At 64.8% G+C, this 14,161-nt stretch carries 14 protein-coding genes; all 14 read right to left on the bottom strand.

Annotated features, from left to right (window positions below; genetic code table 11):
- Nucleotides 1-3: 3 nt before the first annotated feature.
- The 14 genes from CXR42_RS14075 to nuoG all read right to left on the bottom strand — a co-directional run bounded on the left by CXR42_RS14075 (nt 4) and on the right by nuoG (nt 14,160).
- Nucleotides 4-1,674, bottom strand: a complete 1,671-nt coding sequence (locus CXR42_RS14075; RefSeq protein ID WP_103258180.1) for a ribonuclease J — start codon at nt 1,672-1,674, stop codon at nt 4-6.
- A complete protein-coding gene (locus CXR42_RS14070; RefSeq protein ID WP_103258179.1) occupies nt 1,671-2,444 on the bottom strand; it encodes a type III pantothenate kinase in 774 nt (257 codons plus the stop codon). The genes CXR42_RS14075 and CXR42_RS14070 overlap by 4 nt, the downstream gene beginning before the upstream one ends.
- 90 nt (nt 2,445-2,534) lie before the next feature.
- Nucleotides 2,535-3,284 carry a biotin--[acetyl-CoA-carboxylase] ligase gene (locus CXR42_RS14065; protein WP_103258178.1) on the bottom strand — a complete coding sequence of 250 codons (750 nt, stop codon included), beginning with the start codon at nt 3,282-3,284 and terminating at the stop codon, nt 2,535-2,537.
- Nucleotides 3,274-4,710 carry an NADH-quinone oxidoreductase subunit NuoN gene (gene nuoN, locus CXR42_RS14060; protein ID WP_103258177.1) on the bottom strand — a complete coding sequence of 479 codons (1,437 nt, stop codon included), beginning with the start codon at nt 4,708-4,710 and terminating at the stop codon, nt 3,274-3,276. The genes CXR42_RS14065 and nuoN overlap by 11 nt, the downstream gene beginning before the upstream one ends.
- Complete coding sequence (locus CXR42_RS14055; protein WP_103258176.1) at nt 4,707-6,260, bottom strand: NADH-quinone oxidoreductase subunit M; 1,554 nt, start codon at nt 6,258-6,260, stop codon at nt 4,707-4,709. Before CXR42_RS14055 ends, nuoN begins: the two co-directional genes overlap by 4 nt.
- A 12-nt stretch (nt 6,261-6,272) precedes the next feature.
- Nucleotides 6,273-8,573, bottom strand: a complete 2,301-nt coding sequence (nuoL, locus tag CXR42_RS14050) for an NADH-quinone oxidoreductase subunit L (protein ID WP_103258175.1) — start codon at nt 8,571-8,573, stop codon at nt 6,273-6,275.
- Nucleotides 8,574-8,747: a hypothetical protein gene (locus tag CXR42_RS19595; RefSeq protein WP_180996068.1), complete on the bottom strand. Its 174-nt coding sequence runs from the start codon at nt 8,745-8,747 to the stop codon at nt 8,574-8,576. It abuts the gene before it with no gap.
- Between the two features lie 3 nt (nt 8,748-8,750).
- Nucleotides 8,751-9,056, bottom strand: coding sequence for an NADH-quinone oxidoreductase subunit NuoK (gene nuoK, locus CXR42_RS14045; protein WP_103258174.1), 306 nt, complete (start codon nt 9,054-9,056; stop codon nt 8,751-8,753).
- An 84-nt stretch (nt 9,057-9,140) separates the two neighbouring features.
- A complete protein-coding gene (locus CXR42_RS14040) occupies nt 9,141-9,755 on the bottom strand; it encodes an NADH-quinone oxidoreductase subunit J (RefSeq protein WP_103258173.1) in 615 nt (204 codons plus the stop codon).
- Nucleotides 9,752-10,162 (bottom strand): carboxymuconolactone decarboxylase family protein, encoded by a 411-nt coding sequence (locus tag CXR42_RS14035; RefSeq protein ID WP_103258172.1) that lies wholly within the window; start codon nt 10,160-10,162, stop codon nt 9,752-9,754. The genes CXR42_RS14040 and CXR42_RS14035 overlap by 4 nt, the downstream gene beginning before the upstream one ends.
- 4 nt (nt 10,163-10,166) lie before the next feature.
- Nucleotides 10,167-10,661, bottom strand: coding sequence for an NADH-quinone oxidoreductase subunit NuoI (gene nuoI, locus CXR42_RS14030; protein WP_103258171.1), 495 nt, complete (start codon nt 10,659-10,661; stop codon nt 10,167-10,169).
- Between the two features lie 2 nt (nt 10,662-10,663).
- Nucleotides 10,664-11,701, bottom strand: a complete 1,038-nt coding sequence (gene nuoH, locus CXR42_RS14025) for an NADH-quinone oxidoreductase subunit NuoH (RefSeq protein WP_103258170.1) — start codon at nt 11,699-11,701, stop codon at nt 10,664-10,666.
- Between the two features lie 29 nt (nt 11,702-11,730).
- The gene (locus CXR42_RS14020; protein WP_103258169.1) at nt 11,731-12,135 is read right to left on the bottom strand and encodes a hypothetical protein; all 405 of its coding nucleotides are present in this window, start codon (nt 12,133-12,135) and stop codon (nt 11,731-11,733) included.
- Nucleotides 12,136-12,138: 3 nt separating this feature from the next.
- Nucleotides 12,139-14,160, bottom strand: coding sequence for an NADH-quinone oxidoreductase subunit NuoG (gene nuoG / locus CXR42_RS14015; RefSeq protein WP_103258168.1), 2,022 nt, complete (start codon nt 14,158-14,160; stop codon nt 12,139-12,141).
- Nucleotide 14,161 lies beyond the last annotated feature (1 nt).

Below are 14,161 nucleotides of genomic sequence, written 5' to 3'. Positions count from 1 at the left end.
TGCTTATTCCGCGACCAACCGGCTGATCACCACGGTAACCTCAGGCTTCTTGCCGATCTCCTCGACCGAGACCTGACGCACGACGCGGCGGATTTCCTCTTCCAGCTTGGCGTCGTCGGCCAGCACCTTGCGGCCCAGACGGTCGACCACCTGCGCGAGGTCGCCTTCCAGCGTCTCGGCCAAAGGACGCTCGCCCCGTCCGATACCGGCCAGGCCCATCAGCTCCACCCAGGGCTCGCCCATCGGTGCGTCGGTTTCATCCAGGATCAGCGTGACCAGCACATGGCCGTTCAGCGCCATGCGGATGCGGTCGCGCACGACCCCATCCAGCGCGCCGACCTGGGCGGTGCCGTCCAGGTAGACCCGGCCGGTCTCGACATATTCCGCCACCTCCGGCACATCGCCGGTCAGGTCCAGCATCGTCCCGTTCGGCGCCACGGCCGCGGCGATGCCGCTTTCCGTGGCTATCCGGGCATGTTCCGACAGATGCCGATGCTCGCCATGCATCGGGATCAGCATGTCGGGCAGGATCAGGCGGTGCACATGCTCCAGATCCGGGCGGTTCGCGTGGCCCGAGACGTGGTACTTGCCGCCCTGATCGTCGATCACCTGCACCCCCATTTCCGAGAACGCATTCCAGACGCGGCCCACGTCCCGCTCGTTGCCCGGGATGGTCTTGGAGGAAAACAGGAACGTGTCGCCCTCTTTCATCTCCAACCCCAGATACTTGCCGCGCGACAACTGCGCGCTGGCCGCGCGGCGTTCGCCCTGGCTGCCGGTGACGAGCAGCATCAGGTTGCGGCGCGGGACTTCCAGCGCCTCGTCCGGGGTCACGGTGCGGGGAAAGCCAGACAGCACCGCCGCCTGTTCGGCCGCAAGCAGCATCCGCTTCATCGACCGGCCCAGCACGCAGATCGTCCGATCCGCCGCACGCGCGGCCTCGGCCAGCGTTTTCAGGCGCGCGACGTTCGATCCGAAGGTCGTCGCCACCACCATCCCGCTGCAACTGCGGATCAGCTGGGTCAAAGGTTCCGCCAGGGTCGATTCCGACCGGCCGACATGGGTGGAAAACACGTTGGTCGAATCGCAGGTCATCGCCTTGACCGGCCGCTCGGCCACGATCTCGGAGAACCGGGCGTCATCCCAGGCCTCGCCGACGACGGGCGCGTGGTCGATCTTGAAGTCGGCCGAGTGGAAGATACGGCCCGCGGGCGTGTCGATCACCAGGGCCGAGGATTCCGGGATCGAATGGCTGACCGGGACGAACTGCACCTTGAACGGCCCGACCTCAACCGTATGCGGCCGCGCCTCGACCGCGACGATCTGGTCCAGCGGCAGGCCGGCTTCCTCGAACTTAAGCCCGCCGATGGTGGCGGTGAAGCGGCGGGCATAGACCTTCTTCTGCAGCTGCGGCCAGAGATGCGGCAGGGCGCCGATGTGGTCCTCATGCGCATGGGTGATGAAGATCGCCTCCAGCCGGTCCAGCTTGTCGTGCAGCCAGGTGATGTCGGGCAGGATCAGGTCGACGCCGGGCGAGGTGTCCATGTCCGGGAAGGCCACCCCAAGGTCGACCAGGATCAGCCGCTCTTTCCCCTTGGGGCCATAGCCGTAGACGTAAGAGTTCATGCCGATCTCGCCGGCACCGCCGAGGGGAAGATAGATAAGGCGGTTCATGGGCTATCCTTGTTGTAGTCGTTGATCAGGACGAGGCCGCGCATGGTCAGATCGTCCTCGATGGAATGAAATAGCTCGGTCCCCTGCGCGAAAAGGGAGGCAAGGCCACCGGTGGCGATGACTTTCATCGGACGGTCGCGTTCGCGCCGAATTTCGCGCACGATGCCTTCGACCAGGCCGACATATCCCCAATACACGCCGGACTGCATGCAGGCCACCGTATTCGTCCCGATCGCGCGGGCGGGTCTGGCGACATCGACATGCGGCAGGGCAGCGGCCGCCATGTGCAGCGCCTCCAGCGAAAGGTTCACGCCGGGGGCAATCACCCCGCCGATATAGGCGCCGTCATCGTCCACCACGTCGAAGGTGGTGGCGGTGCCGAAGTCCACCACGATCAGGTCGCCACCATGCTGGCTGAAGCCCGCGACGGTGTTGACCAGCCGGTCCGGCCCGACCGTGGTGCCCTGATCCACGCGGGGGGCGACGGGCAGCTTGCAGTCGGGCTTGCCGACGACCAAGGGGCGGCAGTCGAAGTAGCGGTCACACAGGACCCGCAGATTGAACACCACGCGCGGCACGGTCGAGGAGATGATCGCCTCGGAGATGGTCGCTTGGGTCCTTGTCAGGGACATGAGGCTGGAAAGCCAGACGAAGTACTCATCCGCCGTCCGCTTGTGGTCGGTCGCGATGCGCCAGGTGGCGAGGAAGCGTGCGCCGTCCCAGATCGAGAAGACGGTGTTGGTATTGCCACAGTCGATGGCGAGAAGCATGGGCGGGATCTCGGGTTCAGCGGCGGACCGGGGGTTTCACACCCCCGGATCCCCGTGGGATATTTGGGGACAGAAAATGCAGGGACGCGGTCAGAAGAACACCTCGGCGGCGGGGATGGCAAGGGTTCCACTGGGGGTGCGAAGCATCAGGTTGCCGGTGGCGTCAATGCCGTCGAAAACACCCTCGCGGCTGTCCTGCCCGGTCCGGGCGCGGATCGTCTCGCCCAGGCGGGCGGCGTGGGCAAGCCAGGCCGCGCGCAGGGGGGCGAAGCCTTCGGTCACGAAGCGGGCTTCCCAGGCGGCATAGGCGGGGGCCAGGGCGTCGAGGAACGCACCCGGTGTGATGCGTAGGCCGGTCTCGTGCAGCAATGAGACGGGAGGAACAGCCCCGGCTTCGACCTGGGAGGCGTCGGGCGCGGCTATAAGATTGACACCGATGCCGATGCAAAGGACCGGGTGAGTGCTGTTTAGGCCCTGGGATTCCAGCAGGATACCGGCCAGCTTGCCACCGTTGCAAAGCACGTCGTTCGGCCATTTCAGCGTGAAGCTGCCGGGCAGTCCGGTAAGTTGCACCAGGGCATCGCGCAGGGCCAGGGCAGCGGCGAAGGACCGAAGCGCGACGGTCTCGGGTGGCTCGGAGGGTTTCAGGACCAGGGTGCCGTGGAAGTTGCCTTCCGGGCTGGACCAGGGGCGGGCGCGGCGGCCTCGGCCCGCGGTCTGGACCCCGGCCAGCACCCAGGTCGGGCCCGGCAGGCTGGCGGCCCGGCGGAAACCTTCGGCGTTTGTGCTGTCGATCTCGGGCAGGGTGATGCGCCCTGCCCCTTCGCCGTTAACGGACAAGCGCTTCGGCGGCCAGGGCCGCAGGCGCTTCGATCCCGAACAGGTTCACGATGCCCAGAAGCATGATCGCCGCCACCCCGACCAGCATCCCCCACTGCACCGGGGCCATGCGGCTGTCGACGGGCTCCTGCTCGGCGCCGAAGTACATGTAATAGACGATGCGCAGGTAGTAGAAGGCGCCGATCACGCTGGCGACCGCACCGGCCACGGCCAGCCAGACCCAACCCGCGTCCACGGCAGCCTTCAGGACGTAGAACTTGCCGAAGAAACCGACCATCGGCGGGACACCGGCGAGCGAGAACAGGAGGACCAGCATCGCTAGCGCCTTAAGGGGTTCCTTCTTGGCAAACTGATTCAGGCCGGCGATGTCCGACACCGGACGCCCGTCCCGCTCCATCGACAGGATGAAGGCGAAGGTGCCGACGTTCATCGTGACGTAGATCGCCATGTAGATCATCGTCGCCTGCACGCCGTAAGCCGTGCCGACGCAAAGGCCGATCAGCGCATAGCCCATGTGGGCGATCGAGGAATAGGCCATCAGCCGCTTGATGTCGCGCTGGCCGATCGCGGCCACGGCGCCCAGGAACATCGAGACGACGGCAAGCGCCGCCAGCACCTGGCCCCACTGGCCGGGGATGCCACCGAACGCGTCCTGCACCAGGCGCGCGATCAGGGCCATCGCCGCGACTTTCGGCGCGGTAGCGAAGAACGCGGTCACCGGGGTGGGCGAGCCTTCGTAGACGTCAGGTGTCCACATGTGGAAGGGCGCGGCCGAGACCTTGAAGGCAAGGCCCGCCAGCATGAACACCAGACCGAAGAGGAGGCCCAGCGGCACGCCGTCCTGCACGGTGGACAGGATGCCCGCGAACTGGGTCGTCCCGGCATAGCCGTAGACCAGCGATGCGCCGTAAAGGAGGAGGCCCGACGACAGGGCGCCGAGGACGAAGTACTTCAGACCCGCTTCCGAGGACTTGGCGCTGTCACGGCGGATCGAGGCGATGACGTACAGCGCCAGCGATTGCAGCTCCAACCCCATGTAAAGCGTGATCAGGTCGGCGGAGGAGACCATGACCATCATGCCCACCACGGACAGCGTGACCAGGATCGGGTATTCGAAGCGCAAAAGGTCGCGGCGGGTCATGTAGTCCTGGCTCATCACCAGAACCGCCGCAGCGGAGAGCAGGATCGTCACCTTGGCAAATCGCGCGAAGGGGTCGTCGATGAAGAGGCCGTTGAAGACCAGCCGCTCCCCCGCCCCGCCTGCGCCGATATACAGCGCAAGTGCGACGAAAAGGCCCGCCGTGGCCCAGACCAGCGTGGCGGCCAGCTTGTCCTTGGTGGTGTAGACGGCGACCATCAGGGCGGCCATCGCATAGCCCGCCAGAACGATCTCGGGGAGGAGGGTCTGGAAATCGGCGGAAGTCATTCCGAATGTCCTTCGTTCAGGGCCACCGCCGTCGCATCAGCGGGCAAGGCAGCCTGGTAGTCGGTGACAAGGGCCGTGACGGAAGGCCCGATGATGTCGGTCACGAGGCTGGGGTAGACGCCCAGGATCAGGGTCATGGCGATGAGGGGGGCGAAGATTGCCTTCTCGCGGCGGTCCATGTCGGTGATCGACTTCAGTGCTTCCTTGATCAGGTCGCCAAAGACGACCCGGCGGTACAGCCACAGCGCATAGCCGGCCGACAGGATCACGCCCGTCGCGGCGACGGCGGCGACCCAGGTGTTGACCTGGAAAATGCCCATCAACGTCAGGAATTCTCCGACAAAGCCCGACGTGCCCGGCAGGCCGACGTTGGCCATGGTGAAGAACATGAACACCAGCGCATAGGCGGGCATCCGGTTCACAAGGCCACCGTAGGCGTCGATCTCGCGCGTGTGCATCCGGTCGTAGATCACCCCGACACACAGGAACAAGGCACCCGAGATGAAGCCGTGGCTGATCATCTGGAAGATCGCCCCGTCGACGCCCTGCTGGTTCGCCGCGAAGATGCCCATGGTGACAAAGCCCATGTGCGCGACCGAGGAATAGGCGATCAGCTTCTTCATGTCGGTCTGCGCCAGCGCCACCAACGACGTGTAGACGATGGCGATGGCCGACATCCAAAGGACCAGCGGCGCCATCACGTCCGACCCCACCGGGAACATCGGCAAGGAGAAGCGCAGGAAGCCGTAGCCGCCCATCTTCAAAAGGATCGCCGCCAGCACCACCGACCCGGCCGTCGGGGCCTGCACGTGGGCGTCGGGCAGCCAGGTGTGGACCGGCCACATCGGCATCTTCACCGCGAAGCTGGCGAAGAAGGCCAGGAACAGCATCGTCTGCAAGCCGCCAACGACCTGGATGCCAAGGACGCTGAACGTCTCGGACCCGAAGTCATGCGCCAGCAGGTCGACGATATCCGTCGTTCCGGCGTCCAGATACATCGCGATCATCGCGACCAGCATCAGGACCGAGCCGAGGAAGGTGTACAGGAAGAACTTGAACGCGGCGTAGATCCGTTCCTTGCCGCCCCAGATGCCGATGATCAGGAACATCGGGATCAGGCCGGCCTCGAAGAACAGGTAGAACAGGACCAGGTCCAGCGCCATGAACACGCCCAGCATCAGCGTTTCCAGCACCAGGAAGGCGATCATGTATTCCTTGACGCGGGTTTCCACGTTCCAGCACGACCAGATCGTGATCGGCATCAGGAAGGTGGTCAGCATCACGAACAGGATCGATATCCCGTCGACGCCCATCTTGTAGGTCAGGCCCAGGATCCATTCCCGTTCCTCGACGAACTGAAAGCCGGTGTTCGACGGGTCAAAGCGGAGCAGCACGAAAAGCGAGATCACGAAGGTCGCGCTGGTGGTGAACAGCGCAAGCCACTTCGCCCCGTTGCGCGCCGCCGCATCGTCCCCGCGCATGAACAGCGCAAGGATCAGCGCCGCGACCAGCGGCAGGAAGGTGATGATCGAGAGAAGCTGGTTTTCCATTCTGCGCGCCCCTTACTTCGCGCCGCCGAAAAGCGTCATCCAGGTGACCAGGATCACGATCCCCAGCACCATCGCGAAGGCGTAGTGGAACAGGTAGCCGGACTGCGCGCGGCCTGCGAGGCGGGTGAAGAAGGGGATGATCCCCATCGCCACCCCGTTGATCGACCCGTCAATGACGTTGCCGTCGCCCTTCTTCCAAAGGAAGCCCCCCAGCCACTTGGCGGGGCGGACGAAGATCACGTCATAAAGCTCGTCGAAATACCATTTGTTCAGAAGGAACAGGTAGAGCGGGCGCTGCTGGGTCGCCAGACGGCGCGGCAGGCTGGGGTCCTTGATGTAGAAAAGCCAGGCCACCGCGAAACCGATCAGCATCGCGATAAAGGGCGAGACCTTGACCCAGGTCGGCACCAGGTGCGCGGCGTTGATCATGGTTGTTGGTGCGTGTTCGGCTTTGGCGGCCTTGTCGGCATCAAGCCGGCCGTCGACCACGGCCTGCTCTTCGGGAGTGAAGGGCAGCATGACCAGCGCGCCCTTGGGGGCAGCGCCCACGGCGTGACCCTCGGCATCGCCGGGGCTGGCTTCGGGCTCGGCAGGCTCACTCGTCGTGGCAACAGCGGAGCCTTCAGCCGGAGCGGCATCGGTCGCCGGAGCAGCCTCGGTGGTCACAGTCGCTGCAGGAGCAGCCTCGCTGTGCGTTTCCGTGGCGACGGCTTCCGTCCCATGGTCGGCGGCTTCGCCATGCGCGACCTGCTCCATGCCGAACCAGTCACGCACAGCGGTCTCTTCGCCGAAGAACACCTTGTACCACAGCATGCCGGAGAAGATCGCGCCCAGGGCAAGAACCCCCAGCGGGATCAGCATGACCATCGGGCTTTCGTGCGGCTCGTGGTGGTGGTCATCATGCCCGTGGGCCGCGTGACCGTGGCCGTGCGCGTCGTGGCCGTGGGCGCGGCTTTCGCCGAAGAAGGTCAGGAACATCAGCCGCCAGGAATAGAAGCTGGTGAAGCAGGCCGCGACGACCAAGAGCCAGAAGGCAAAGCCCGAGCCGACCCAGGCGCTCTCGATCACCGCATCTTTCGACAGGAAGCCGGCAAAGCCGTAATGCGTCAGCGGGATGCCCACGCCGGTGATGGCCAGCGTGCCGATCAGCATGGCCCAGAAGGTCAGCGGGATCTTCTTCCGCAGCCCGCCATAGTTGCGCATGTCCTGTTCGTGGTGGGTCGCGTGGATCACGGACCCCGCGCCAAGGAACAGCATCGCCTTGAAGAAGGCGTGGGTGAACAGGTGGAACATCGCCACCGAATAGACGCCGACGCCGGCGGCCACGAACATGTAGCCCAGCTGTGACATGGTCGAATAGGCGATCACGCGCTTGATGTCGTTCTGCACAAGGCCGATGGTCGCCGCGACAAAGGCGGTCAGCGCGCCAAGGATGGTGATGAAGGCCAGCGCCTGCGGCGCGTATTCATAGACCGGCGACATCCGGCAGACCAGGAACACCCCCGCCGTCACCATCGTCGCCGCGTGGATCAGCGCGGAGACCGGCGTCGGGCCTTCCATCGCGTCCGGCAGCCAGGTGTGCAGGAACAACTGCGCCGATTTCCCCATCGCGCCGATGAACAGCAGCACGCCCACCAGGTTCGCCGCGTTCCACTCACCCCAAAGGAAGGTCAGGTTCGTCTCGGCCAAGGCCGGAGCAGCCGCAAACACGTCGTCGAAGCGGATGGAATCCGTCAGGTAGAACAGTGCAAAGATCCCCAGCGCAAAGCCGAAGTCACCCACCCGGTTGACGATGAACGCCTTCATCGCGGCCGCGTTGGCACTGGCCTTGCGGTAGTAGAAGCCGATCAGCAGGTAGGAGGCGACGCCCACGCCTTCCCAGCCGAAGAACATCTGGACCAGGTTGTCACTGGTCACCAGCATCAGCATCGAGAAGGTGAAGAACGACAGGTAGGCGAAGAAGCGGGCCTTGTAATGCTCGCCCTCGTGCCAGTTGTCGTCATGCGCCATATAGCCGAAGGAATAAAGGTGGACCAAGGCCGAGACCGAGTTCACCACCACCAGCATGATCGCGGTCAGCCGGTCCAGACGGATCGCCCACTCGCTGCCCATCGTGCCGGACTCGATCCAGCGCATCAGGACGATGCGCTGCGTCTCGCCATCGAAGGTCAGGAAGATCTGCCAGGACAGGGCGGCCGCCAGAAAGACCAGCGCGGTGGCGATGACCTGCCCGGCTTTCTCGCCGATCAGACGCCAGCCGAAGCCACAGATGATGGCCCCGATCAGGGGAGCGAAGAGGATGATCGTCGCCATTTACTCGGTCCTGCCTTGGGTCGCGCCACAGCGGGTGGAACCGCAGCGGGTCGATTGAAATTCCTGCACTGGGGCGGCCCCAGCGGTGTGGCATGTCTCGCACTCCAGATCGACCAACCCGCCCCGTAGGGCGGTGATCCGCATCCCGAACACGTTGCGCTCTCCGACCTGCATGGCTCAGCCCTTCATCACGTTGACGTCTTCCACCTCGATGGTGCCGCGGTTGCGGAAGAAGACGACAAGGATGGCCAGGCCGATGGCGGCCTCGGCGGCGGCGACGGTCAGGACGAACATGGTAAAGACCTGCCCCACCAGATCGCCCGAGAAGGACGAGAAGGCGACGAGGTTGATATTGACCGCCAGAAGCATCAGTTCGATCGACATCAGGATGACAATCACGTTCTTCCGGTTCAGGAAGATCCCGAAGATCCCGATGACGAACAGCGCCGCGGCCACCGTCAGGTAATGTTCAAGTCCCACCATCTCTCGTTCCCTCTTGGGCTCTTTTGGCCCGAATTTCGCTGGCCACTGGCCAATTTCGTAAGGTGGGGTTCTACCCCACCCCGGTCACAACCCCTGGCCCGGCTTCACGTCCTTGAGTTCCATCGCCTTGGCCGGGTCGCGCCACATCTGCTGCAGCACGTTCTGGCGCTTGACGTCCTTGCGGTGCCGCAAGGTCAGCAGGATCGCCCCGATCATCGCGACCAGCAGGATCAGGCCCGAAAGCTGGAACAGCAGGAAATAGCGGTCATAGAGGATCATCCCCAGCGCGCGGGTGTTCTCCATCTCGGCCGGGGCGGGCGCCACGGCCTGCCGCAGCCCTTCGGCCCCGTCGGCCGCTTGCCAGACACCGACGCCAATGGCGACCTGCATCAGCAGCACCACGCCGATCAGCAAACCAAGCGGCATGTAGCGGGCCAGTTCCCCCTTCAGCGCGGCAAAGTCGATGTCCAGCATCATCACCACGAACAGGAACAGCACCGCCACGGCGCCGACATAGACGATCACCAGAAGCATCGCCACGAACTCGGCCCCCAGCATCACGAACAGGCCCGAAGTCGACAGGAACGCCAGGATCAGCCACAGCACCGAGTGGACCGGGTTCCGCGAAAGCGTGACCATCAGGCCAGCCGTCACCGTGATCACGGCGAACATGTAGAAGGCGAAACTGAAGACGGTCATGCGTCTTTCTCCTCGGTCTCTGCAAAGACGGCCTGAGCAAGCTCAAGCGCCTTCTGCGTGGCGGGCAACCCGCCGAACATGGACATCTGCCAGATCACTTCCGCGATCTCGCGTTTCGTGGCCCCGGCCGCAAGGCCGTTCTTGATCGTCATCCGCAACTGCGGCTCACCGACCGGACCCAGCACCGTCAGGGCCGCGATGGTCACCAGAAAGCGGGTCCGCGCATCCAGGCCTTCGGGGTTGAAGGTCTTGCCGAACCACATCTCCAAGAGTTCCTTCGGCATGGCCGGAAAGAACTTTTCCATCGCCTTCGCGTCGAAATTTTCCACACCCGGCATGAAGGCGCTGGCCATCTTCTGGCCCTGCTCCATCCAGGCGGAAAACATCTTGGCAAGGTCGTCGGTCATGGGATCACCGATACGGGGCGTCGATTTCAAGGTTACGGGCGATCTCGGCTTCCCAGCGGGCGCCGTTCTCCAGAAGCTTGTCCTTGGTGTAGAACAGCTCCTCGCGCGTCTCGGTCGAGAATTCGAAGTTCGGACCTTCGACGATGGCATCCACCGGGCAGGCTTCCTGGCAGAAGCCGCAGTAGATGCACTTGGTCATGTCGATGTCATAGCGCGTGGTGCGGCGGCTGCCGTCCTCACGCGGTTCGGCATCGATGGTGATCGCCTGCGCCGGGCAGACCGCCTCGCACAGCTTGCAGGCGATGCAGCGTTCCTCGCCGTTGGGATAGCGGCGCAGCGCGTGTTCGCCACGGAAACGGGGCGACAGCGGCCCCTTTTCGTGCGGGTAGTTCAGCGTGGATTTTGGCGCGAAGAAGTACTTCATCCCCAGGCCAAAGCCCTTGATGAAGTCCATCAGCAGGAAGTAGCGCGTCGCGCGGTTCCAGTCGATGTTTGCCATCCTCAGCCTCCAATCGTCCAGCGGGCCCAGAAGCCGCCAAGCACTTCGAATTTCGCCAGGAACGCCACCAGCACGACCCAGGCCAGCGACATCGGCAGGAACACCTTCCAGCCGATCCGCATCAGTTGGTCATAGCGGTAGCGGGGGACGATGGCCTTCACCATCGCGAAGATGAAGAAGAAGAACCACATCTTGCCGACCATCCACCACCAGCCATCGGCTAGCCCTGGGATCGGCGACAGCCAGCCGCCGAAGAACAAGAGCGAAATCAGCGCGCACATCAGGAAGATCGCGATGTATTCGCCGGCCATGAACAGCAGGTAGGGGGTCGAGGAATATTCCACCATGAACCCGGCGACGAGTTCCGATTCCGCTTCCGGCAGGTCAAAGGGCGGGCGGTTGGTTTCAGCCAGGGCGCTGATGAAGAACAGGAACACCATCGGGAAATGCGGCAGCCAGTACCAGTTGAACAGGCCATAGTCGCCGTCCTGCGCCTCGACGATGGCGCCAAAGCTCATCGCACCGGTCGACAGGATCACCCCGATGATGATCAGGCCCAGCGACACCTCATAGGAAATCATCTGCGCCGCCGACCGCAACGACCCCAGGAACGCGTATTTCGAGTTCGAGGCCCAGCCGCCCATGATCACGCCGTAAACCTCCAGCGAGGAGACGGCAAAGACGAACAGGATCGCCACGTTGATGTTGGCCAGAACCCAGCCGTCATCAAAGGGGATCACCGCCCAGGCCAGGATCGCCAGCACGAAGGACAGCATCGGGGCCAGGAAGAACACCGGACGGTCCACGCCGGCCGGGATCACGATCTCCTTGACCACATATTTCAGCGCGTCGGCCACCGATTGCAGCAGGCCGAACGGCCCCACCACGTTCGGGCCGCGCCGCATCTGCACGGCGGCCCAGATCTTCCGGTCGCCGTAGACAAGGAACAAGAGGCTGATCATCACGAAGGCCACGATCAGCAGCGACTGCGCCGCGATCAGCACCGCCGTTCCGAACCCCGTGGCAAGAAACCCGTCCATGTCAGTCCCTCATCCTCAAACCGCCAGTGTTACTGGCCCGGTATTCCAAGCTCTGCGCATTCCGTCACCGCCACTTCGGCGTCGATGGTGCGCAGGCCCTCGGGCAGGCCGGACGAGATCAGATAGACCGCGTCCCCGTACCACACCCCGCCTTCCTTCTTCACGATGGTCCGCACCTGGCGGGCGAACCCGTAACCCCGATCCAGCGCATATTGCGCGGCCGCACAGCGCCCGTAGGCCTCGACATCGGACTGGTCCTTCGCGCCGCGCATCGCGACGGTGAAGCTGACCAGATCGTCGTCCAGGAGGATCGTCTGTATCCCTTCGTACACCGGCTGGCCGCGCCCCTCTGACACCTCTCCGGCAGGCGCGCAAGCCCCCAGCGCCGCTGTCGCGGTGCCAAGGGTCGCCAGCAGGGTCAGCGGGTGCTGCATCGCTTACTCCGCCGCCAGCGCCGGGGTCGCCCGCGCCTTGGCCATCGCCGAAAGTTCGGCCATCACGGCCGAGGCCCGCGCGACCGGGTTCGTCAGGTAAAAGTCCTTGATCGCATTGCGGAAATCCGCCTTGCCCAGGTGCTTTACCGCGATCGGTTGCAGCGCGTTCTCGGCCACCTCGTCCACCCGGCCCAGGACCGGATGCGCCTTGACCAAGGCGGCACGCAGCCCGGCCAGCGAATCCCACGGCAGTTGCGCCCCAAGTTCCGCCGACAGCGCCCGCAGGATCGCCCAGTTCTCCTTCGCCTCGCCCGGCGCGAACCCGGCGCGGAAGGCCAGCTGCGGCCGGCCCTCGGTGTTGACGAAGAGGCCGTTCTCCTCGGTCCAGGCCGCGCCCGGCAGGATGATGTCGGCGCGGTTGGCACCCCGGTCACCGTGGCTGCCCTGATAGATCACGAAGGGACCCGGCGCGATCTCGACCTCATCGGCGCCCAGGTTGTAGACCACCTCGGCCCCCTCGGTCGCGGCGGCAAGCCCGCCCTCGGTCACCGCGCCCACATCCATCGCACCGACCCGCGACGCGGCGGTGTGCAGGATCAGCAGCTTCGCGCCGCGCGCTTCGGCGATGCGCATGGCATGGGCCAGCACCGCCTCGCCATCCGCCTCGTTGATGGCGCCCTGGCCGACGATCACCACGCCGGGCTTGGCATCTGCCGGAGCCGCCTCGGCGGTCTTCAGATGCTCGGCCAGCGCGGCGCGATCCGTGCCGATGTGGTGATAGTCATAGGTAAGGTCGACCGCCTGCCCGATCAGACCCACGACCGCGCCATTGGTCCAGGCCTTGCGGATGCGCGCGTTCAGCACTGCGGCTTCGACGCGCGGGTTGGTCCCGATCAACAGGATGCCGCCTGCCGTGTCGATATCCTCGATCCGCGCGGTCCCGGCATAGCCCGAGCGGTTGCCCGCCGGCAGCTTCGCCCCGTCGGTGCGGCATTCGATCTTGCCGCCCATGCCTTCGACCAGCTGCTTGAGGGAGAACACCGCCTCGACCGGGGCCAGATCGCCGACCAGGGCGGCGACCTTCTTGCCCTTCATCGCCGCGGCCGCGCGGGTCAGCGCCTCGCCCCAGGTTGCCTTCCGCAGCTTGCCGTTCTCGCGCACATAGGGCACGTCCAGCCGCTGGCGACGCAGCCCGTCCCAGACGAAACGGGTCTTGTCGCTGATCCACTCTTCGTTCACGCCGTCATGGTTGCGCGGCAGGATGCGCATGACTTCGCGGCCCTTGGTATCGACCCGGATCGACGCGCCCATCGCGTCCATCACGTCCACCGTTTCGGTCTTGGTCAATTCCCACGGGCGGGCGGTAAAGGCATAGGGCTTCGAGGTCAGCGCCCCCACCGGGCACAGGTCGATGATGTTGCCCTGCAGGTTCGAATCCAGCGTCATGTTCAGATAGCTGGTGATCTCGCTGTCCTCACCCCGGCCGGTCTGGCCCATCTGGGTGATCCCGGCGACCTCGGTCGTGAAGCGGACGCAGCGGGTGCAAGAGATGCAGCGCGTCATAGCCGTCTTGACCAACGGGCCCAGGTTCAGATCCTCGGACGCCCGCTTCGGCTCGCGGTAGCGGCTGAAGTCCACCCCGTAAGCCATCGCCTGATCCTGCAGGTCGCATTCGCCACCCTGGTCGCAGATCGGGCAATCCAGCGGGTGGTTGATGAGCAGGAACTCCATCACCCCCTCGCGGGCCTTCTTCACCATCGGCGACTTGGTCTTGACCACGGGCGCCTGCCCTTCCGGTCCCGGCCGCAAGTCGCGCACCTGCATCGCGCAGCTTGCCGCAGGCTTCGGCGGGCCACCGACCACCTCGACCAGGCACATCCGGCAGTTACCGGCGATCGACAGCCGCTCATGGTAGCAGAACCGCGGGATCTCGATCCCGGCGACTTCCGCCGCCTGGATGATGGTCATCGCGCCATCGACCTCGACCTCGATCCCGTCGATGTTGATTTTCTTGAGATTGGTCATG

Origin of the sequence: Tabrizicola aquatica (assembly GCF_002900975.1) — a bacterium.
Classification (GTDB): domain Bacteria; phylum Pseudomonadota; class Alphaproteobacteria; order Rhodobacterales; family Rhodobacteraceae; genus Tabrizicola; species Tabrizicola aquatica.
Note: the sequence above shows the minus strand (reverse complement) of the source record. Positions and strands in the feature narration are given on the sequence as shown.

Bases quoted from the DNA above. Each gene is read 5' to 3' on its own strand.
- CXR42_RS14075 (WP_103258180.1), bottom strand. From the start codon at position 1,674: ATGAACCGCCTTATCTATCTTCCCCTCGGCGGTGCCGGCGAGATCGGC.
- CXR42_RS14070 (WP_103258179.1), bottom strand. From the start codon at position 2,444: ATGCTTCTCGCCATCGACTGTGGCAATACCAACACCGTCTTCTCGATC.
- nuoN (WP_103258177.1), bottom strand. From the start codon at position 4,710: ATGACTTCCGCCGATTTCCAGACCCTCCTCCCCGAGATCGTTCTGGCG.
- CXR42_RS14055 (WP_103258176.1), bottom strand. From the start codon at position 6,260: ATGGAAAACCAGCTTCTCTCGATCATCACCTTCCTGCCGCTGGTCGCG.
- nuoL (WP_103258175.1), bottom strand. From the start codon at position 8,573: ATGGCGACGATCATCCTCTTCGCTCCCCTGATCGGGGCCATCATCTGT.
- CXR42_RS19595 (WP_180996068.1), bottom strand. From the start codon at position 8,747: ATGCAGGTCGGAGAGCGCAACGTGTTCGGGATGCGGATCACCGCCCTA.
- nuoK (WP_103258174.1), bottom strand. From the start codon at position 9,056: ATGGTGGGACTTGAACATTACCTGACGGTGGCCGCGGCGCTGTTCGTC.
- CXR42_RS14040 (WP_103258173.1), bottom strand. From the start codon at position 9,755: ATGACCGTCTTCAGTTTCGCCTTCTACATGTTCGCCGTGATCACGGTG.
- CXR42_RS14035 (WP_103258172.1), bottom strand. From the start codon at position 10,162: ATGACCGACGACCTTGCCAAGATGTTTTCCGCCTGGATGGAGCAGGGC.
- nuoI (WP_103258171.1), bottom strand. From the start codon at position 10,661: ATGGCAAACATCGACTGGAACCGCGCGACGCGCTACTTCCTGCTGATG.
- nuoH (WP_103258170.1), bottom strand. From the start codon at position 11,701: ATGGACGGGTTTCTTGCCACGGGGTTCGGAACGGCGGTGCTGATCGCG.
- CXR42_RS14020 (WP_103258169.1), bottom strand. From the start codon at position 12,135: ATGCAGCACCCGCTGACCCTGCTGGCGACCCTTGGCACCGCGACAGCG.
- nuoG (WP_103258168.1), bottom strand. From the start codon at position 14,160: ATGACCAATCTCAAGAAAATCAACATCGACGGGATCGAGGTCGAGGTC.